The following is a 20,201-nucleotide window of genomic DNA, read 5'->3' on the forward strand; positions in this document are numbered from 1 at the left end:
TGATCAGCGCGGGCTCAGTTTCCAGTAGAGCGTGAAAGCGACTGCAATCAGCATCGCCACGGCGACGCCGACAACGCCGACAAAGGCATAGTCGAAGGCGGACTGGGCAAGGGTGATGACCTGTTGTGCCTGGTCCGGTTTGAGGCCGTCGGCAAGAACCAGCGCCTCGTCGAGGCTGTCGCGGGCCTCGTCGGCAAGCGCTATGCCCTGCGGCACCACCATCGCCTTCGAGTAGAGGGCGGACATCAGGCTTCCGAGCAGTGCAATGCCGAGCGCGCCGCCCAGTTCGAACGAAACCTCCTCCACGGAGGCGGCCATGCCGGCCTGCTCCTCCGGTGCCGAGAGCATGATCACGGCCGATGCCGCCGTCATGGAGGCGCCGACACCGAAGCCCATCGCGGCGAGGGCCGCGATCCAGTAACCCGTCGGTCCCTGGTGCGTGGCGAGGAAGGCGGCAAGCGCAAGCCCGGACAGCAGCAGTGCGGCCCAGAGTACCCGTTCGCCACCGAGGCGCGGCAAGGCGAGCCCGGTAAGCGGCCCGGCGAAGAAGGCGGCTGCGGGGATCGGCAGAATGAGCAGGCCGGCCTCAAGCGGGGAATAGCCGAGCACGAGCTGAAGCCGCTGGCTGAAGACCAGCTCCACGCCGATGAGGGCGGCGGAGGCGACGAGTGCGGTGACGACGCCCGCGGTAAAACGCGGATTGGCGAAGAGCGCGAAATCGATCAGCGGTGCCGCGCTGCGGCGCTGGCGGCGGATGAATACCGTCATCGCCGCAAGGCCGATGGCGAGCGCGATGGCTGCGCTTTCCCAGGAAGGATCGCGTTTGCCCGCTTCCTTGACGGCATAGGTGAGGCCGACGAGGCCGAACATCACCTGCACGGAGCCGAGGAGATCCCAGGGCCGGGTGCGGTCTCCCGCGCGGCGGGCGAGCAGGACGGCGCTTGCCGCGAGCGCGACGAGCACGACCGGAACGTTGATCAGGAAGACGGAGCCCCACCAGAAATATTCGAGCAGCAGCCCGCCGACGACGGGGCCGAGCGCTGCCCCGCCCGAGGCGACCGCAGCCCAGATGCCGATGGCGAAGGCGCGCTCCTTCTCGTCGGTGAAGGTGAGGCGGATGAGCGACAGCGTGGCGGGCATCATCATCGCGGCCCCGGCGGCCAGGACGACGCGTGCGGCAATCAGGAGGGCGGAGGAGGGGGCGAAGGCCGCGCCGAGCGAGGCGAGACCGAACACGACGAGGCCGGCCATGAACATCTGCTTGTGGCCCAGCCGATCGCCCAGCGTGCCGAGACCGGGCAGCAGGCCGGCGACAACAAGTGGATAGGCGTTGACGATCCAGAGCTTTTCGGCGGCTGTCGCTGACAGTGCGTGCGTCAGTTTGGGCAGGGCCGTGTAGAGCACCGTCATGTCGATGACGATCAGGAAGAGGGCACTGGAGACGACGGCAAGAACGAGCCAGCGTTTACCACGAGACATGGGTATGATCCTTGGGCATGGTGTTTAGAGGTTGCATGCGCGTGGGGCGCTATATAAATACGTTCGTATTGAAATGGAAGAGATGAAATGGCAGGACGACCGCGCAGTATAGATCGCGACCGTGTTCTGGACGCCGCGGAGGCGATCGTGGCCTTGGACGGTGCGGCGGGCCTGACCTTCGATGCCGTCGCGCGCGCCGCGGGCATCACGAAGGGCGGCGTGCAATATTGCTTCGGCACGAAGGAGAATTTGATCCGCTCGATGATCGAGCGCTGGGGCAGCACGTTCGAGGGGGAGGTGATGGCGCATGCGGGCGATGACCGCTCGCCGCAGTCCGTCATCCGCGGACATCTGCTCGCGACCCGCGACAGCGACGAGGCGGAGTACTCTCGTTCCGCCGTGATGATGACGGCCCTCTTGCAAAGCCCGGAGCAGGTGGCGTCGAGCCGGGTCTGGTACACGCATCGCCTGGCGGGGCTGGATATGGACAAGGCGGAGGACAGGCAGGCGGCACTCGCCTTCCTCGCCGGTGAGGGCGCCTTCCTGCTGAAGGCCTTCGGCCTTATCGATATCACAGAGGCCCAATGGACGGCCCTGTTCTCCGACATGCTTGCCCTTGCAGGCGGGCGCGGCGGGAGAGGAAACGAGGACCCGTCGAAATAGGCCACTATCGTCCTGGGGGGTGTTGCCGCATCCCCGCGACGAATGCTTCAGGCCTGTCGGCGAAGTCTCGCGGAGAGGATCGCCGGGATCATGCCGCCGGAAACCAGAATGGCGGCCTCCCGGTCCGTTTCCACTGCGGCGCGGGCCTGCAATTGCTGGCGGGTGCCGTCGGGCCGCAGCAGGGTCACGCTGATCGGGCCACGCGGTACCACCTGCGTGGCGTCGATCTCGATACGGTCCGTTGGCCCCGGGGAAAAGGGCGTCGCGCGGTCGATCACGATGGGAAGCACGCCCATGCCGACGAGATTGGTGCGGTGGATGCGCTCGAAGCTGCGGGCGAGCACCGCGCGCACGCCGAGCAGCGCCACGCCCTTGGCGGCCCAGTCGCGTGACGAGCCGGTGCCGTAGCGCTCGCCGGCGACGAGGACGACGGAACGGCCCTCCGCCCGGTATCGTTCGGCGACGTTCCAGAGCGGGCCTTCCTCCAGCGTCGGCGCATGGATGGTCCGCGAGGCCGGCCGGCCGCCGATCAGGGCGTTCGCGGCAGTCCGGTTGTCGAAAAGGCCGCGCACCATGGCCTGCCAGTTGCCGCGCCGGGCGGCGTAGACGTTGAGGTCGGCCGGGGGGGCTCCGCGTTCGATGAGGTGTTGCCCGGCAAGACTGCCGGCCGCGATCTGGCCGGCCGGTGAGATGTGGTCGGTCGTCATGTCGTCGCCGAGGGCGAGCAGGGGATGGGCCGTATAGGCGCCCAGCCGGTTTTCCTGTCCCGCGGCGGCAAAGGGCGGCCGGCGGAGATAGGTGGAGGTCTCGGACCACGGAAAGCGCACGGATCGCGGCGCATCGAGCTTTTGCCAGGGTTCGTATTGCCCGGCCTGCGCAAAGGCTTCCCTGAAGGCCTGCGGCTCGGAAAACTGTCGCACCACAGCATCGATTTCCGCGTCTGACGCGAGCAGTTCGCCAAGGCGGATCGGGGTGCCGCCGGCCCCGCGGGCGATCTCGACATTCATGGGATCGGGCACGATCCTGCCGACAAGCGACAGGGCGACGACGAGTGGCGGAGACGCAAGAAAGCCGAACTGCAGGGCCGGATGCACACGCCCCGGAAAGTTGCGGTTGCCTGAAAGCAGCGCCGTTGCCACCGTTCCACCGGCAATCGCCTCTGCCATGTCCGGCTGCAGCGGCCCGGAATTGCCGATGCAGGTCGTACAGCCATGGCCGACGATGCCGAAGCCCAGCGCTTCCAGATCGGCAAGCAGTCCGCTGGCCGAGAGAAACTGCTCGGCGGAGGGTGAGCCGGGCGCAAGGGAGGTCTTGACCCAGGCGGGCGGGCGAAGGCCGAGGCAGCGGGCCCTGCGTGCGACAAGGCCTGCGGCGGCAAGCAGCCGACGGTCGGAGGTGTTCGTACAGCTCGTAATGGCGGCGATGGCGATCGCGCCATCCGGTATGTCCTGTGTTCCCTGTCGGAACGGTTGGCCGCTCGCCGCCTCCAGTGCCCGTGCCGCCTCGTCAAGTGGCAGCTTGTCCTGCGGCCGACACGGGCCGGCGAGAAGCGGCGCAACGTTTGCAAGATCGAGCTCGACGACGCGGGTGTAGCGCGGTTCCGCGGCGGGATCGAACCAGAGGCCGAGCGCTCTTGCCGCCGTCTCCACCAGCGCGCAATGATCGGCCGAGCGCCCCGTTTCACGAAGATAGGCGATCGTTTGTGTATCGATCGGAAAGAAGCCGGTCGAGGCGCCGTATTCCGGTGCCATGTTGGCGACGACCGCCCGGTCGCCGCCGGTCAGCGTGGAGACGCCCGCGCCGAAGAATTCGACGAACTCGCCGGCGATGCCGTGCCGGCGCAGCAGGTGGGTGACCTCGAGCGCGAGGTCCGTCGACAGCACGCCGGGCCTCAGTCGCCCGGTGAGGTGGACACCGACCACGTCAGGAATGCGCAGCGTCACCGGCATGCCGAAAAGCACGCTCTCAGCCTCGAGCCCGCCGACACCCCAGGCCAGAACACCGATGCCGTTGATCATCGGCGTGTGGCTGTCCGTGCCGACGAGCGTGTCGGGCGCAACCCAACGCTCACCGTCGCGCTCCTCGATCCGGATGACCGTGGCGAGCTGTTCGAGATTCAGCGTGTGCATGATGCCGGTGCCGGGTGGATGGACCCGGATGCCGGGCAGCGCGGTGGTCGCCCACTTCATCAGACGGTAGCGCTCGTTGTTGCGGTCCATCTCGCGGCGCATGTTGTGTTCGCGCGCGCCCGGGCGACCATACCAGTCGACGGCCACGCTGTGGTCGACCGAAACGTCGACGGGCAGCGCGGGGGTCAGGGACGAAGGGTCGCCGCCGGCCTCGGCGATGGCGTCGCGCATGGCGGCGATATCCACCAGTGCGGGCACGCAGGTCGTGTCGTGCATCAGCACGCGGGACGGATGGAAATCGACGTCCCCCTCGCTCGTGCCGTCGTCGATCCAGCGGTCGAGCGCGGCGACGAAGGCCGCCAGCCGGCCAGGGTCGCGCCGCGCCACGTTCTCGAGCAGGATGCGCAGGACGACGGGCAGGCGTTCGAGCCGACCTTCGAAGACCTCGTTCAACGGGACGAGCCGGGCGGTTCCCTGCGCCGTTTCGATCTGCCGCATCGCCGAAAGCTCCAAGAAAGTGATTTTTAGAACTTAAAAAGCCAATTATATAGGTGTGTCAATCGGAATCTGGCCTCTCATTGGCTTTTATCCCGCAGGATATGCAAAAAATTTGGGCTATTGTTTCTTTTGCTCCACCCGTGGAATAACCTCTGCCCGACACGCCCCTCCGGAAGACCAGGGACACCGAAGATATGCGCTCCAGCCAGCTGGCCCAGACCATCGCCAACGAAATCACCCTTCTCGTCACCTCCGGGGAGTTGACGGTGGGCGACCATGTGAAGACCCAGCAGCTGGCGGACCGCTTCGGCGTCTCCCGTTCGCCTGTGCGTGAGGCGATGGACATGCTGGCAAGTCAGGGATTGCTGGAGCAGAAGGAAAACCGTGGCTTCTTCGTGCGGGAGACGGCCGGAGGCATTGTCGAGCGGGTGCGCGACGATGCCGAGCCATTCGAGATCGCGAATGACTACCAGCGGCTGGCAGAGGACTGGCTGACGGACCGCATCCCCGCCGAGGTGACCGAGCAGATGTTGCGCGAGCGCTATGAACTGACCAAATCGCAGCTCAACGATGTCCTGATGCGTGCTACCCGCGAGGGCTGGGCGGAGCGCAAGCAGGGATACGGTTGGCGCTTCCTGCCGGTGGCGAAGACGCCGGAGGCCTTCGAGCAGATCTATCGGTTCCGCATGCTGATCGAGCCGGCCGCCATGCTGGAACCGGAGTTCCGCCTCGACCGGAAGATCATCGAGGAGCAGCGGCGGATCCAGCAGCGGATGCTGGACACCGACATCGAGCGCCTACCGGCCGAGCGGCTGCTGCACAATGGTGCGTCCTTCCATGAGGAGCTGATCAAGATGTCGAACAACCCGTTCTTCCATCTCTCGCTCGTGCGCGTGAACCGCATGCGCCGTCTGCTCGAATACCGCTCGCGCGTCGACCGCAGCCGCACTGTGCGGCAATGCCAGGAACACCTCGAAATTCTCGATCTTCTCGAGCGCGGCGAGATCGTCGAGGCGTCCTACACGATGCGCCGGCATCTCGGCGGTGCACTCTCCAAGAAGTCGCCCGTTGCATGGTCCTGGTCGCACCAGGCGCATGAAAAAGAAGGTCCCGAAAAATAGAGATTGCATTTATGAATTAAAAAAGCCAATACTCACTCCCGTGACATTGCGCGGCGCTATCGCTCGTCGCCTTATGGGAGATGGATCTGATGAAACTGTTCGTGACGCCGTGTGACGGGATTGGCCCCGAGATCACCGCGGCAACCATGGAGGTCCTGAAGGCTGCGGATGCGGCCTTTGGTCTCGGCCTCGAATACCACTTCGAAGACACCGGCTTCACCAGCCTGGAAAAGTTCGGCACGACGCTGCGGGACGAGACGATCGAACGGGCGCGTACCTTCGACGGCATCGTCCTCGGCCCGCAGTCGCACATGGACTACCCGCCCCGCGACAAGGGGGGTGCGAACGTCTCTGCCGGTTTCCGCGTCAAGCTCGACCTCTATGCGAATGTGCGCCCGGCCCGTTCGCGTCCCTTCCTCAACAACGCCAAGACGATGGATCTCGTCATCATGCGCGAGGCGACGGAAGGGTTTTACCCCGACCGCAACATGTTCGCCGGCACGGGCGAGTTCATGCCAACACCGGACGTGGCGCTGTCGGTCCGCAAGATCACGGCTTCGGCCTGCGAACGCATTGCGCGCCAGGCATTCCTGCTCGCCATGAAGCGGGGCAGGAAGGTGACTGCGGTCCACAAGGCGAACAACTTCATCCTGACCGACGGCCTCTTTCTGCAGCAGGTCCACAAGGTTGCCGCCGAGTTTCCGGAGGTGACGCTCAACGACGTCATCATCGATGCGATGGCGGCCCATCTGGTGCGCGATCCCTCGCGCTTCGACGTGATCGTGGCGACCAACTTCTATTCGGACATCCTCTCGGACCTTGCAAGCGAGCTTTCCGGCAGCCTTGGCCTTGCCGGCTCGATCAATGCCAATGCCGAGACCGGCCTCGTCTGCGCTCAGGCCCAGCACGGTTCGGCGCCGGACATCCAGGGCCGGAATATTGCCAACCCCACCTCGCTCATCCTGTCGGCAGCGATGATGCTGAGCTGGCTCGGCGAGCAACGCGACCTGCCGCAGTTCGAGGCGGCGGGTGCGGAAATTGAGCGCGCCGTCGACGAGACCCTGGCTGATCCGGGTTCGCGCACGCGTGATCTCGGTGGTGCCGCCAACACAGACGTTTTCGGCTCTCGCGTGGCGGGTGCGATTCGGAACGGTGGTGGCGAGCGTAAGCGCGCCTGATGGTATTGTTTGTGTTTTGATTTCTTAAAAACCAAAGCGCAAACGGGGAGGATGCGAGGGCAGGGAGTGGCCCTCGCGCATTGCCCGCGGCTGTTTTCGCGACGCGGGTTCAATCTTTGGGAGATGAGATGATGAACAGGATCCTATCCGCCCGCGCGGCTGCTCTTGTGTTCGGCACTGCGTTCATGACCACATTCGGTGCATTCGCCGAGGAGCTTCCTGCCGGATATCCGGCCGACTATGCGGCCATCGTGGCCGCTGCGAAGGAGGAGGGCACGGTCTCGATCTATACCTCGACCGACGCCGCCCAGTCGCAGAAGCTGCAGGACGGCTTCACCAAGAAATACGGCATCAAGATCGCCTATAACGATCTCGGCACGAACGGCGCCTACAACCAGGTGATCTCCGAGGCTGCCGCGGGCCAGACGACTGCCGACATCGTCTGGAGCTCGGCGATGGACCTCCAGATGACGCTGGTGCAGGACGGCTATGCCGGGGACTATGCCTCGCCGGAAGCCGGCAACATTCCCGCCTGGGCGAACTACAAGAACACGCTCTACGGCACGACCGTCGAACCGGTCGGCCTGATCTACAACACCAAGGCGCTTTCGGAAGACAAGTTGCCGAAGACCTATGCAGACCTGATCGTCTTCCTCAAGGACAACAAGACGGAGCTTCAGGGCAAGGTTGCAACCTTTGATCCGGAAAAGAGCGGTTCCGGTTTCCTCCACCACTCCAATGACGCGCGCAACCGCCCGGATTTCTGGGATCTCGCCAAGGCCATGGGCGAGAACGGCGCAAAAATCTATTCCAGCTCCGGCGGGATGAAGGAGACGGTGGTCTCGGGCGAGAACGCCATCGCCATCAACATCATCGGTTCCTATGCGCTGGACTGGGTGAAGGAGAGTCCTAACCTCGGCGTGCATTTTGCGACCGACTATACGCCGGCCTTCTCGCGCCTTGCGCTGGTGACCAAGGATGCGCCGCACCCGAATGCGGCCAAGCTGTTCATTGATTTCATGCTGTCCAGCGAAGGTCAGTCGCTGCTCGCCGAAGGTGGCCTGCCTTCCGTGCGCGAGGACGTGACGGCCGGTCTCAACATCAAGACGCTGAACGAGCGTGTCGGCGGTGGCCTCAAGCCGATCGCGGTCGATGAGGGCGTGCTCGAGTATATGGAGCCGACCAAGCGCGTCCAGTTCCTTAACGACTGGAAGGCAGCCCTCGGCCGCTGATGCTCTGCCGGCCGCAGCGCGCGCCGCGGCCGGCCCCGCCACCATTTGCGAGAGGCTAGGAATGTCTACCCATGCTCAAGCGCCAGCTGCGCTCGACCTGTCCAAGGCCGCGGCTGAAAAGAAATATCCGGCCAGGATGCCGCGCCACGGCAATGCCGGCCTGTACCGGCGCATCGTCATCGGGCTCCTTGCCCTCGCCGTCCTGGCGCCGGTCGGCCTGATCGTCTACCAGAGCTTCCTGACGGCGGCCTTCTTCAGCCCGCGGGCGCAGTTCGGCCTCGATGCCTACAAATACGTCTTCACCGACCGGAACTTCTACAAGGCGCTCGCCACCACCGCGATCTTCTCCTTCGGTATGGTGGCCATCGCCGTGCCGCTCGGCGGCCTGCTGGCCTTCCTGATCACGCGAACGGACATCAAGGGCAAGCGTCTTCTCGAAATCCTGGTTCTGGTGCCGATGTTCATCTCGTCCATCGTGCTGGCCTTCGGCTACACGGTGTCCGTCGGGCCGACCGGTTTCGTCTCGCTCTTCATTCGCGGCATTCTCGGCTTCGTGCCGTGGAACATCTACAGTCTGCCGGGCATGATCCTGATCGCCGGTCTCAGCCATGTGCCGCATGTCTATCTCTACGTCTCCTCGGCCATGCGCAATCTGCCATCGGATCTCGAGGAGGCAGCCCGTACCACCGGCGCGTCCATCTGGCAGGTCTCCCGCGATGTCACGCTGCCGATGGTGCTGCCGGCGCTGATCTTCGCCGCTGCGCTCAACATCCTGCTCGGCTTCGAGACCTTCGGCATTCCTCTGGTCCTCGGTGATCCCAATGGCATCATGGTGCTCACCACCTATATCTACAAGCTCACGACGCTGTTCGGCACGCCCACCTACCAGCTGATGGCCGTCGTCGCCGTCGTTCTCATCCTCATCACGCTGCCGCTCGTCTGGATGCAGCGCAAGCTTCTGCGCAATACGCGCAAATATGCCGCGATGGGCGGCAAGGGCGCACGCGTCGCCACGCTGAAACTCGGCACCAGCGGCCAGGTCATCGCGCTCTCCATCATCGGTTTCTGGCTGTTCGTTTCCGTCGTCCTGCCGATCGGCGGCATTGCGGTGCGCGCCTTCGTCGATGCCTGGGGTGAGGGCGTCAATCTCTGGGACCAGCTGACCTTTTCGAATTTCGACCGCATGCTGGAAGTTCCAAGCCTGGTGCGTGGCATCATCAATACCGTTCTGCTCTCCGTCGTCGGCGGTGCGGCGGCGGTTGGCATCTACCTGATGGTCGGCCTTGCGGGGCATCGCAACTGGGGCCTGTCGAACACCGTGCTCGACTATATCGTGCTCCTGCCGCGCGCCCTGCCGGGTCTCGTCATCGGCCTTGCCTTCTTCTGGGTGTTCCTCTTCGTGCCACTCCTGACGCCGCTTCGCCCAACACTCGTCAGCCTCTTCATCGCCTATGTCGTCGTCGGTCTGTCCTATGGCCTGCGTCTGCTGCAAGGCACACTCATCCAGGTTGCGCCGGAGCTGGAGGAATCCGCCCGCACCACCGGTGCCACGATCGGCCGCACCTGGAAGGACGTGGTGATCCCGATCGTTCGGCCGGGCCTTGCCGGCGCCTGGGCGCTGATCATGATCATCTTCCTGCGCGAATATGCGACGGGCGTCTATCTCATGGGTGCCGGCACGGAGGTCATCGGCTCGCTGATGGTCTCGCTTCTCCAGACCGGCGCCATGAACACCATTGCCGCCCTTTCCCTCATCAGCATCGTCTTGACCGGCGCCGGCCTTGCCCTCGCCCTTCGTCTGGGAGCAAAAATCCATGACTGAACTCGTCGTCAGCAATGTCCAGAAATGGCTGGGCGGTTTGCAGATCCTGAAAGGGGCATCGTTCACCGCGCAACGCGGTTCCATCGTCGCCCTGCTTGGCGCCTCCGGCAGTGGCAAGACAACGCTTCTGCGCTGTGTCGCCGGCCTCGAACAGCCGGAAATCGGCCAGATCGTCATCGGTGGAAAGACCGTGCTCGATGGTGAAAGGAAGCTCGCGCTGCCTCCCGAGCAGCGCAATATCGGCCTCGTCTTCCAGTCCTACGCGCTCTGGCCGCACCGCACGGTGAGGGAGAATGTCGGTTACGGCCTGAAGCTGCGTGGCGTCACGCAGGCCGATATCGAAAAGCGTGTCCAGGCGATCCTGGAGCGCATGGGCCTCGGCCATCTTGCCGACCGCTTTCCCTCGCAGCTCTCTGGTGGCCAGCAGCAGCGCGTCGCGATCTGCCGGGCGCTGGTCTATGAACCGCGTGTGCTGCTGCTCGACGAGCCGCTGTCCAACCTTGATGCGAAACTGCGCGAGGAGGCCCGCTACTGGATCCGCAAACTGATCCTCGACCTCGAAATCTGCGCCATCCTCGTGACGCACGATCAGAGCGAAGCGCTCGCTGCTGCCGACAACATTCTGCTGTTGCAGGATGGCCGGATCGTCCAGCAGGGTGGACCGCAGGAGATCTATTCCAACCCCAACAGCTTCTATTCCGCCGATTTCCTCGGCGCGAACAATATCGTCAAGGCGAAGGTGAAGACCATCGACGGCAAGGCGGCCATTATCGGCGGAGACGACTGGAGCCTCGACGGCACGGTGCGCGAGGCGGGCGGCCTTGCGGCTGCGGAAGATGCCCGTGCTGTCATCCGCGTCGAACAGATCCGTGTCAGCGACCAACCCGAGGCGGGCAGTCTGGAGATGACGCTTGATGACAGCATCTATCTCGGAGACCGCTGGGAGTACCGCCTGCGCCGGGGCGATTTTGTCGCCAAGGCGCACGGTGCCCGCCAGCTGTCCTCGGGCAGGGTCTGGGCGCGTGTCCCCCCGGAAAGTGTCTGGGTGTTTTCGGCGGGCCAGCGGTAGCGGAGCATCAGGCCGGTGGCCGCTGCAGTCGAAGGGAAAGTCATGTCGAAACCGCCCCGGATCACCCTCATCCACGCGACGCCGATCGCCATGGATCCGATCAGGCTGGCCTTTTCGTCCGCCTGGCCCGAGGCCGATGTCGTCAACCTGCTGGAGGACAGCCTTTCCCCCGACCGGGCGCGGCAGGAGGAGATCACGGATGTACTGATGGCGCGGATCGCTGCACTGACCGCTTATGCCCGGCAGATCGGTAGCGATGCGGTGCTCTTCACCTGCTCGGCTTTCGGGCGGGCGATCGAGCAGGCGGCGACAACGGTGGACATTCCTGTACTCAAGCCGAACGAGGCGATGTTCGAGGCGGCGATCCGGCACGGTGGCAGAACCGCCATGCTCTACACCTTCCCGCCGGCCCGTGCGGGCATGGAGGCGGAATTCCGGGAGGAGGCCGCGCGGATGGCCCCCGGAGCGATGCTGGAGAGTTTCCTTGTGGACGGCGCTATCGAAGCGGTGCGGGCCGGCGACGTTGAAACCCACAACCGGCTTGTCGCGTCGGCCGCTGCCGGGCTGGAGGGGTTCGAGAGCATCGTTCTTGCGCATTTCTCCACGGCGCGGGCCGTGCCGGCGGTTCGGGCGGTGACGGACATCCCGATCCTGTCCAGCCCGGATGCCGCCATCGACAAGTTGAAGCGCCTTCTCGGCGCGGCTTGATATTTCGCGGAAGGATCATTCATGCTGCTGGGCGTCATTGCCGATGATTTCACGGGGGCGAGCGATATCGCCAACACCCTCGCCAAGGGACTGCCGGGGGAGGGCGGCCTGCGCACGGTGCAGTATCTCGGCATCCCCGAAGAAAAGGCCGACCCTGCCGTCGAGGCGGGTGTGATCGCGCTGAAAAGCCGGTCGATCGCAGCCGCGGCGGCGGTCGAGCAGTCGCTTGCCGCCCTTTCCTGGCTGCTCGCCCAGGGCTGCCGGCAGATCGTTTTCAAATACTGCTCGACCTTCGATTCCACGCCGGGAGGCAACATCGGCCCAGTCGCCGAGGCGCTTGCCGATGCGCTGGGCGTCAAGGGCGTAATCGCCTGCCCGGCCTTTCCGGGGGCAGGACGGACCGTCTATCAAGGGCATCTCTTCGTCAGGGACCAGCTCCTGCATGAATCCGGCCTCCAGAACCATCCGCTCAACCCCATGACGGATGCGGATATCCGTCGGTGGCTGAGGCTCCAGACGACAAAGGACGTCGGACATGTCGATATCGCCGCGGTGCGGACCGGCCCCGCGGCGATCGCTGCGACGTTGGAGGCGCATGGGAGGGACGACCGCACCCTCGTCATCGTCGATGCGATCACCGATGACGATCTTGTCGCCATCGGCCGCGCTGCCGCCGAACACCGGTTGATCACCGGTGGCTCGGGCATTGCGATTGGTCTTGCCGCGAATTTCATCGAGAAAGGCCTTGCACGCGGTACAGGGGCCGACACGGTCGGTATTGCGGGGCCGGAGGCGATCCTTGCCGGCAGCTGCTCCGGCGCAACGCGCGAACAGGTTGCGGTGCATAGCCGCAACCATCCGACGCTGGCCGTGGATGTCGCCGGCGTTCTGGACGGCACGGTCACGACGGCGGACCTCACCTCCTTCCTTCTCGTCCATGCCGGCCAGGCGCCGCTGGTTTACTCTTCGGGTACACCCGAGGCGGTGACGATGATGCAGGCCCGCTTCGGGCGTGATCGGGTCGCTGCTGCGATCGATGCGCTCTTTGCCGAGACGGCGCGGAGCTTGGTTTCGGCGGGCATTCGCCGGCTGGTGGTCGCCGGGGGGGAAACTTCCGGTGCGGTCGTCTCGGCGCTGGATCTCGGCGCGCTGACGATCGGCGCAGAGATCGACCCGGGCGTGCCTGTGCTCGTCTCCGGCGGGGAGCGGCCCGTAGCGCTGGCGCTGAAGTCCGGCAATTTTGGTGCGCCCGACTTCTTCAACAAGGCACTGGAAAGGCTTGCCGGACGATGAAAGCTGAAAACAGGGTGCGCGAAGAAATCGTCCGCCTGTCGAAATCACTGTTCGATCGTGGTTACTCGGTCGGATCGGCGGGCAACATCAGTGCTGCCGTCGAGGATGGGATCCTGATGACACCGACCAATTCCTGTCTGGGATTCCTGGATCCGGCACGGCTTTCGAAGCTCGATCGCGACGGCAACCACGTTTCCGGTGATAAGCCGTCGAAGGAAGTGTTCCTGCACAGGGCGTTCTACGAAACGCGGGAAGGGACGGGCGCGGTGGTGCATCTCCATTCGACCTTCGCCACCGCGCTGTCCTGTCTTGCCGATACGGACCCCGACGACTGCATCCCGCCGCTCACCCCCTATGTCGTCATGCGCGTCGGCGCGGTGAAGCTGCTGCCCTATGTGAAGCCGGGTGACGCGCGGATGGGGGAGATGATCTGCGATCTCGGCGGGCGTTATGCTGCCGTGCTGCTCGCCAATCATGGGCCGGTTGTCACCGGAACGGACATCGTCTCCGCCGTCTATGCCGCCGAGGAGCTGGAGGAAACCGCCAAGCTCTTGGTTCTCCTGCGCGGTGCCCCCCGGCGCATGTTGTCGCCGGAGAATGTCGCGGAGCTGAAAGCCGTCTTTGGCAGGGCCTGAGGGGCGTCGTACTCAACGAAGGGGAGGCCGGGGAACCGAGCGACGAGAAGGGCCCGTGTCGGCATCGCGGAAGATGGCGCAGCGTACAATGCTGGGGAGTTGAGGCTGGGGATCACGTAGTCGCTGGCGGCAGCGGCATGAAATGCCCCGCCCGCCCGGTCATGCCGGCGGTAGTCAGCTCCTTGCTGCCGTAAAAGTGCACGAAGGTAACGGAGCGATGTGCCGCGCGGACGGCGGACGTGCCGCAGCCGGAGACGCTCATCAGGACGGTGCGCCTGTTTTCCTCACAGGGAGGCCGTGATGCCGCCGTCGACATAGAGCGTGTGTCCGTTCACGAAGGAGGAAGCATCGGAGGCAAGGAAGATGCACGCGCCGACAAGCTCCTCCACCTTGCCCCAGCGGCCCGCCGGCGTACGCTTTTCCAGCCAGGCGGAAAAGGCGGGATCGGCGACGAGGGTTGCGTTGAGCGGCGTGTCGAAATAGCCGGGGGCGATGGCGTTGCATTGCAGGCCATGTTTCGCCCAGTCCGTCGCCATGCCCTTGGTGAGATTGCCGACCGCACCCTTGGTGGCGGTGTAGGGGGCGATGCCGGGGCGGGCGAGTGCGGTCTGGACGCTCGCGATGTTGATGATCTTGCCTTTGCCGCGGCCGATCATGTGGCGGGCGACGGCCTGACCGACATTGAAGACGGTGGAGATGTTGGTCTTCAGGAGCTGTTCGAAGGCGTCGGCGGGAAAGTCCTCCAGCGGCGAGCGGTGCTGCATGCCGGCATTGTTGACGAGGATGTCGACAGCGCCGACTTCTGCTTCGAAGGCGTCTATGGCCTCACGCACGGCCGCGTGGTCGGTGGCGTCAAAGGCGAGCGTATACCTGGCCCCGAGCACTTCCGCTGCCGCCCGCAACTTGGCGGTGTCGCGGCCGTTGAGGACGATGTCGGCGCCGGCATCGGCAAGGCCCTTGGCCAGCGCAAGGCCGATGCCCTGCGAGGATCCGGTGACGAGGGCGCGTTTGCCCGTGAGGTCGAAGAGTTGCGTGCTCATGGCTCTTTCCTAGCTGAATATGATCTTCATCGACTGGCCCTTGCCCGAGGCGATCCCGAAGGCCGAGGCGCATCGGCGTGCGCTCCGGCCGCCCCATCCTCGATCCGCACGATGAGCGCCCGGACGTACCGCATGTCACCATCGAGCCGCGGCTGACGCTCTTACCCTGCCTTCAACTGCGCCCGGAGTTTTCCGGCGGCCAGATCCATGAAGGCCTGGATTCGTGGTGTGCGGCGCAGGTCCGGATGGACGAGGAGCCAGACTTCCGATTCCAATGTGTCGATGAAGCCGCCCCGCCGTTCAAGATCGAACGACCGGTGCAGATAGTCCGGCAGCAGTGCCTGTCCGAGGCCGGCTGCCGCGGCCTGGGCGGCGGCCCACATGCTGTTCACTCGCAGTACGGTCTCCTCTTCCGCTACATGGACGGCCAGCCAGCGGGCGGCGGGAATGGCCGAAAGACTGTCGTCGAGTGCGATCCACGGCAGATCCGTCGCGCTGCCGGTTTTCGCGTAGATTGCGTAGCGGAACGCGCCCGCCCGCTGGCCGACCAATGTCTCCGGCGGGGACCGTGTGGGGCGGATTGCGACTTCCGCCTCGTAGCGCGCCATGTCGGCAAAGGCGTTGGAGACCACAAGGTCGAAGCGGATGCCGGCATGTTTCCGGCGGACCAGCGGGAGCAGCGCGGTGACCAGAGGCACCAGGGAATCGGGCGTCGTGAGGGTGATGCGGCCCTCAAGACGCTGTTCGCCGCCCGCAAGCTGCCGTCGGGCCTCGGCAAGGCTTGCCGCGACGACCGTCGCGGCGCGGACCAGCTCGCTGCCGAGCGGGGTCGGGATATATTGCCCGCCGAGGCGCTGGAACAGCGGTGCGCCGGCCTCCTGCTCCAGTTCCTTCAGCCGGCGATAGACCGTTGCAAGATGCACATTGAGACTGGTGGACGCCGCGGCGGGCTTTCCGCTGCGTGCGAGGGCCGCGATCAGAAGAAGGTCGTCGGTCGAGAGCATTTTCGCGCCAAAGCGAACTGGTTTCGTAATTCATGCAGAAGAATTCGCGCAGACGCAAATTTATATGTCGATCCAGCAAAGGAGATCGACATGACCGAACTGCTGCATATCAAGGCGTCACCCCGTGCGGACCTCTCCCATTCCGGCAAGGCGGCGGCGGGTTTCATAAAGGCGCTTGAAACGCATCGCCCGGGCCTTCAGGTCCGAGAGATCGACGTCTGGCAGGCCGACCTGCCGGCCTTCGACGGGCCTCTGCTTGCTGCGAAGTATGCGCGTCTAGCGGGCCGCTCCTTCACGCCGCAGGAGGCCGAGAGCTGGGCGGCGATCGAGGATCTGGTGCAAAGGCTCGATGCAGCGGATGCGGTCCTCATTTCCACGCCGATGTGGAACCTCTCAATCCCCTACCGGCTCAAGCACTATATCGACCTCGTGACCCAGCCGGGCCTCAGCTTCCGCTTTGATCCGCAAACCGGCTACACGCCGCTTCTGCGGCCGCGCCCCGTTGTCGCGATTCTCGCAAGCTCCGGCGATTTCTCCGAGGGCCCGTCCTGGGGCCGGCCCGATCTTGCGACGCCCTATCTGCGGCAGGCGCTGGCGTTCATCGGTCTGGGTGACGCGGACATCGTTCCCGTCGGCCCGACGGCTGGCAAGCCGGAGGGCGTGCTCGCTGCGGCAGGAAAGGCGCAGGTGCAACTGGCGGCCCTTGCAGAGCGCTTCGCGGGGGCGGATGCATGAGTGCCGCGGCGGGGTGGACCTTGCTGGTTCTGTCCGGCGTGCTGGACGTGCTCTGGGCGCTGGCGACCAAGAAATCGAACGGCATGACCCATTGGGGCTGGGGCTTTCTTTCCATCCTCCTTCTGGCGGCTTTCGTGTTTTCGCTCGCCAGAGCTCTGTCCGTCCTGCCCCTCGGTATGGCCTATGCGGTCTGGACGGGCATCGGAGCGGTCGGCTCGGTTCTCGTCGGTGCCGTCGTGTTCGGCGAACCGCTGGGCGCCCAGCGCATAGCCTATGTGGCGATTATCGTGATCGCCATTGTTGGTCTGCATCTCGGCACAGGGCAGGAAGGCGCAAGCTAAAGGACGAGGCCGGGCTGCGCTTGGTGACGGGATCGCCCTGCGCCTCTCGCACGCATGCCCGGACGGACAGCGCCTATGCCAGCGTCTCCCGGCGAAAACCGGCCGGGCTCGTCGCCGTCCACTTGCGGAAGGCGCGGTGGAAGGCGCTGGGTTCGGAGAAGCCGAGCCGGGTGGCGATCTCCCCGACGCCGAGCGCCGTCGTCTGCAGCATCTCGATGGCGAGGTCCCGGCGGATTTCATCGCGGATCGTCGCGTAGTTCTGGCCTTCCGCATGAAGGCGATGCCGGAGGGTCGAGGGGGACATGCGCAATTGCGCGGCGAGATCGTCGAAGGCGCTCCAGGCGGTGGGTGGCACCTGCCGCAGGCGCTTGCGTACGCTCGCCGCAAGGCCGGCATCGTAGCGATAACGGACAAGGATGTTGGCGGGCGCGTTGCGCAGGAACTGTTTCAATGCCTGCTCGCTACGGGCAATCGGCAGTTTCAGCACGGAGGCATCGAAGGCGAGACGGCTGACCGGCTGCGAAAAACGCGCGGGAGCGCCGAAGAACAGCCGGTAGTCCGCGCCGTGCTCCGGCTCGGCGCAGCGGAAGTCGACCATGCGCAGCGGAATGCGCCGACCGACGAGCCAGCAGGTGATGCCATGCAGCAGGATCCAGTAGGTCCGGTAGGCGAAGGCGGTGCGCGGGCCGATGGCGTCCTTGAGCACGATCTGGGCAAGCCCGTCGGAAATGTCGAGATGGCCTTGCGGATCCTCCAGCATTGCGTTCAGAAAACGCAGCGCGCGCCGCAGCGCCTGGTCAAGGGTCTTGGCGTGCAGGATGCAGTGGCAGAGCAGGGTGAAGCTGCCGCTGGGCATCGGCCGGCCGCCCATGCCGAAGAACTCGTCGTCCATCTCGGCCGCGATTGCCAGCCAGAGGGCACCGTAGCTTTCCGCGGAGATCGGCGCTGTGATCCGGGCGGGTAGGCCGACGGAGGCAAGCACCTTTTCAGGTGCTTTTCCCTGTCGTTTCAGACAATCGATCGCCTCTTCCACAAAGAAGGGTGATATCATCCGCCGTCCGGTTTCCGTCATCGTCATGCCCTGCAGGATATGGTAAAACTGGCCGAAAAATCGAGACGCTTTGGTCATCGCATGCAATACCGCGCCATCGTAGAGTGATGCAAGACGGATGGGCAGGCCCGTCGAGGGCGTGCGACCCATTCGCGGTTCACGACACTTCACGCTGGCCCAACGGACAAGAACTGTGCTGAGGGAGAGCAGCCATGTTGATCCGCGCAAAGACCTTTGTCGTCACCGGAGGCGGTTCGGGCCTCGGTGCTGCCGTGGCCCGCATGCTGGCGGGCGAGGGCGCCAATGTCGTGATCGCCGATGTCAATGCGGAGGCCGGTTCGGCCATCGTCGGCGAACTTGGAGGCAGTGCTGCCTTCATCCAGACGGACGTGACGCAGGAGAGGGATGGCCAGGCCGCCGTCGATCTTGCGCTCGAACGGTTCGGCCATCTGCATGGGCTGGTCAATTGCGCGGGCGTCGCGCCCGGCGAAAAGGTGATCGGCCGCGACGGGCCGCACCGGCTCGATAGCTTTGCCCGCACCGTCGGCATCAATCTCATCGGCACCTTCAACATGATCCGGCTCGCCGCCGCCGCCATCGCCCGGCAGGAGCCGGGGGCGGACGGCGAGCGCGGCGTCATCGTCAACACGGCCTCGGTCGCCGCCTTCGACGGGCAGGTCGGCCAGGCGGCCTATGCGGCCTCCAAGGGCGGCGTTGCGGCGATGACCTTGCCGATTGCGCGGGAGCTTGCCCGCTCCGGCATCCGGGTGGTGTCCATCGCGCCGGGCATTTTCGAAACGCCGATGATGGCGGGCATGCCGCAGGAGGTGCAGGATTCGCTGGGGCGCAGCGTGCCCTTCCCGACGCGCCTCGGCAAGCCGGTGGAATTTGCCGCATTGGTGCGCCACATCTGTGAGAACGTCATGCTGAATGGCGAGGTCATCCGCCTTGACGGCGCGTTGCGCATGGCTCCGCGCTGAGATCGGATTCGGGAGGTTTCGATATGATGTTGCAGGATCCCATCGTCATCGTCGGTTCGGCCCGCACGCCGATGGGCGGTTTTCAGGGCGATCTCCGGGACGCCACCGCGCCGGAACTCGGCGCGGCCGCGATCCGCGCGGCGCTGGAGCGCAGCGGCGTCAGCCCGGAGACTGTCGAGGAGACGGTGTTCGGCTGTGTGCTGCCGGCCGGTCAGGGGCAAGCGCCGGCCCGGCAGGCGGCCATCGGCGCGGGCCTGCCCTTCGCCGCCGGGGCCACCACCGTCAACAAGATGTGCGGCTCGGGCATGAAGGCCGTCATGCTGGCGCACGATCTCATCGCGGCCGGCAGCGCCTCGGTCGCCGTCGCCGGCGGCATGGAGAGCATGACGAATGCGCCCTATCTGCTCGACCGGGCGCGCGGCGGCTACCGGCTCGGCCATGGCCGCGTCATCGACCATATGTTCCTCGACGGGCTGGAGGACGCCTATGACAAGGGCCGCCTGATGGGCACGTTTGCGGAGGACTGCGCCGAAGCCTACCAGTTCACCCGCCCCGCGCAGGACGATTATGCCGTGACCTCGCTCAGCCGCGCCCGCGACGCCATCGAGAGCGGCGCTTTCGATGGCGAGATCGTTCCGGTCACCGTCAAGGCCGGACGGTCGGAAACGGTCGTCAGCCGTGACGAGCAGCCCGGCAAGGCGAAACTGGAAAAAATCCCGACGCTGAAACCGGCTTTCCGCGAAGGCGGCACGGTGACGGCGGCCAACGCCTCCTCGATTTCCGACGGCGCGGCGGCGCTGGTGCTGATGCGGCGTTCGCAGGCCGAGCGCGAGGGATTTGCGCCGCTCGCCACCATCGTCGGCCATGCCACGCATGCGCAAGCGCCCAATCTTTTCGCGACCGCGCCGATTGGCGCGCTCAAAAAGCTCGGCGAGCGCACCGGCTGGAATTTTGCCGATGTCGACCTGTTCGAGATCAACGAGGCTTTCGCCGTCGTCGCCATGGCGGCGATGCGCGATCTCGACCTGCCGCACGAGAAGGTGAACGTGCACGGCGGCGCGTGTGCGCTCGGCCACCCGATCGGCGCATCCGGCGCGCGCGTGCTCGTCACGCTGCTCGCCGCGCTGCAACGCTACGATCTGAAGCGCGGCATGGCGACGCTCTGCATCGGCGGCGGCGAGGCGACGGCGGTGGCGATCGAACGGCACTGAACGGTTTGGGGG

18 protein-coding genes are annotated in these 20,201 nt (G+C 65.3%); 13 read left to right on the forward strand and 5 right to left on the reverse strand.

Annotated features, from left to right (window positions below; genetic code table 11):
* Window positions 1-3: 3 nt before the first annotated feature.
* Window positions 4-1,479: an MFS transporter gene (locus K0P03_RS32255; protein ID WP_272791809.1), complete on the reverse strand. Its 1,476-nt coding sequence runs from the start codon at window positions 1,477-1,479 to the stop codon at window positions 4-6.
* Window positions 1,480-1,566: 87 nt separating this feature from the next.
* Here K0P03_RS32255 and K0P03_RS32260 point away from each other — a divergent pair, with 87 nt between their 5' ends.
* Window positions 1,567-2,142 (forward strand): TetR/AcrR family transcriptional regulator, encoded by a 576-nt coding sequence (locus tag K0P03_RS32260; protein ID WP_272791810.1) that lies wholly within the window; start codon window positions 1,567-1,569, stop codon window positions 2,140-2,142.
* A gap of 47 nt (window positions 2,143-2,189) precedes the next feature.
* Here the strand turns inward: K0P03_RS32260 and acnA are convergent, their stop codons facing one another.
* On the reverse strand, window positions 2,190-4,769 hold the full coding sequence (gene acnA, locus K0P03_RS32265) for an aconitate hydratase AcnA (protein WP_272791811.1): 2,580 nt from the start codon (window positions 4,767-4,769) through the stop codon (window positions 2,190-2,192).
* Between the two features lie 194 nt (window positions 4,770-4,963).
* Between acnA and K0P03_RS32270 the strand changes: the two genes are divergently transcribed.
* From K0P03_RS32270 to otnC, 8 genes are all read left to right on the forward strand, one after another.
* The gene (locus K0P03_RS32270; protein ID WP_023516908.1) at window positions 4,964-5,890 is read left to right on the forward strand and encodes a GntR family transcriptional regulator; all 927 of its coding nucleotides are present in this window, start codon (window positions 4,964-4,966) and stop codon (window positions 5,888-5,890) included.
* Between the two features lie 89 nt (window positions 5,891-5,979).
* Window positions 5,980-7,068 (forward strand): isocitrate/isopropylmalate dehydrogenase family protein, encoded by a 1,089-nt coding sequence (locus tag K0P03_RS32275; RefSeq protein ID WP_272791813.1) that lies wholly within the window; start codon window positions 5,980-5,982, stop codon window positions 7,066-7,068.
* Window positions 7,069-7,196: 128 nt separating this feature from the next.
* Window positions 7,197-8,300 carry an ABC transporter substrate-binding protein gene (locus K0P03_RS32280; RefSeq protein WP_272791814.1) on the forward strand — a complete coding sequence of 368 codons (1,104 nt, stop codon included), beginning with the start codon at window positions 7,197-7,199 and terminating at the stop codon, window positions 8,298-8,300.
* 61 nt (window positions 8,301-8,361) lie between these two features.
* Window positions 8,362-10,122: an ABC transporter permease gene (locus tag K0P03_RS32285; protein ID WP_023517444.1), complete on the forward strand. Its 1,761-nt coding sequence runs from the start codon at window positions 8,362-8,364 to the stop codon at window positions 10,120-10,122.
* Window positions 10,115-11,191 (forward strand): ABC transporter ATP-binding protein, encoded by a 1,077-nt coding sequence (locus K0P03_RS32290; protein ID WP_023517443.1) that lies wholly within the window; start codon window positions 10,115-10,117, stop codon window positions 11,189-11,191. The genes K0P03_RS32285 and K0P03_RS32290 overlap by 8 nt, the downstream gene beginning before the upstream one ends.
* Window positions 11,192-11,233: 42 nt before the next feature.
* The gene (locus K0P03_RS32295) at window positions 11,234-11,899 is read left to right on the forward strand and encodes an arylsulfatase (protein ID WP_272791815.1); all 666 of its coding nucleotides are present in this window, start codon (window positions 11,234-11,236) and stop codon (window positions 11,897-11,899) included.
* A 21-nt stretch (window positions 11,900-11,920) separates the two neighbouring features.
* Complete coding sequence (gene otnK, locus K0P03_RS32300; protein WP_024270093.1) at window positions 11,921-13,192, forward strand: 3-oxo-tetronate kinase; 1,272 nt, start codon at window positions 11,921-11,923, stop codon at window positions 13,190-13,192.
* Entirely contained in the window at window positions 13,189-13,827 is a 639-nt protein-coding gene (gene otnC, locus K0P03_RS32305) for a 3-oxo-tetronate 4-phosphate decarboxylase (protein ID WP_023517034.1), read from the forward strand. The genes otnK and otnC overlap by 4 nt, the downstream gene beginning before the upstream one ends.
* Before the next feature lie 284 nt (window positions 13,828-14,111).
* Here the strand turns inward: otnC and K0P03_RS32310 are convergent, their stop codons facing one another.
* The gene (locus K0P03_RS32310; RefSeq protein WP_272791816.1) at window positions 14,112-14,867 is read right to left on the reverse strand and encodes an SDR family oxidoreductase; all 756 of its coding nucleotides are present in this window, start codon (window positions 14,865-14,867) and stop codon (window positions 14,112-14,114) included.
* Window positions 14,868-15,028: 161 nt separating this feature from the next.
* On the reverse strand, window positions 15,029-15,871 hold the full coding sequence (locus K0P03_RS32315; RefSeq protein WP_023517031.1) for a LysR family transcriptional regulator: 843 nt from the start codon (window positions 15,869-15,871) through the stop codon (window positions 15,029-15,031).
* A 90-nt stretch (window positions 15,872-15,961) separates the two neighbouring features.
* On the opposite strand from K0P03_RS32315, the gene K0P03_RS32320 reads away from it, so the two are divergent.
* Both K0P03_RS32320 and K0P03_RS32325 read left to right on the forward strand, forming a co-directional pair.
* On the forward strand, window positions 15,962-16,606 hold the full coding sequence (locus tag K0P03_RS32320; RefSeq protein WP_272791817.1) for an FMN-dependent NADH-azoreductase: 645 nt from the start codon (window positions 15,962-15,964) through the stop codon (window positions 16,604-16,606).
* 20 nt (window positions 16,607-16,626) lie between these two features.
* Window positions 16,627-16,947, forward strand: coding sequence for a DMT family transporter (locus K0P03_RS32325; protein WP_336314310.1), 321 nt, complete (start codon window positions 16,627-16,629; stop codon window positions 16,945-16,947).
* A 73-nt stretch (window positions 16,948-17,020) separates the two neighbouring features.
* On the opposite strand, the gene K0P03_RS32330 is transcribed toward K0P03_RS32325, so the two are convergent.
* Window positions 17,021-18,019, reverse strand: coding sequence for an AraC family transcriptional regulator (locus K0P03_RS32330; RefSeq protein ID WP_082342538.1), 999 nt, complete (start codon window positions 18,017-18,019; stop codon window positions 17,021-17,023).
* A gap of 191 nt (window positions 18,020-18,210) precedes the next feature.
* Here K0P03_RS32330 and K0P03_RS32335 point away from each other — a divergent pair, with 191 nt between their 5' ends.
* Together K0P03_RS32335 and K0P03_RS32340 are read left to right on the forward strand one after the other, a co-directional pair.
* Window positions 18,211-18,978: a 3-hydroxyacyl-CoA dehydrogenase gene (locus K0P03_RS32335; RefSeq protein ID WP_050745057.1), complete on the forward strand. Its 768-nt coding sequence runs from the start codon at window positions 18,211-18,213 to the stop codon at window positions 18,976-18,978.
* Window positions 18,979-19,001: 23 nt separating this feature from the next.
* Entirely contained in the window at window positions 19,002-20,189 is a 1,188-nt protein-coding gene (locus tag K0P03_RS32340) for an acetyl-CoA C-acyltransferase (RefSeq protein ID WP_050745058.1), read from the forward strand.
* The last annotated feature ends 12 nt before the right edge of the window (window positions 20,190-20,201 follow it).

Source organism: Shinella sp. HY16 (assembly GCF_028534175.1).
In the GTDB taxonomy this organism is placed as follows: domain Bacteria; phylum Pseudomonadota; class Alphaproteobacteria; order Rhizobiales; family Rhizobiaceae; genus Shinella.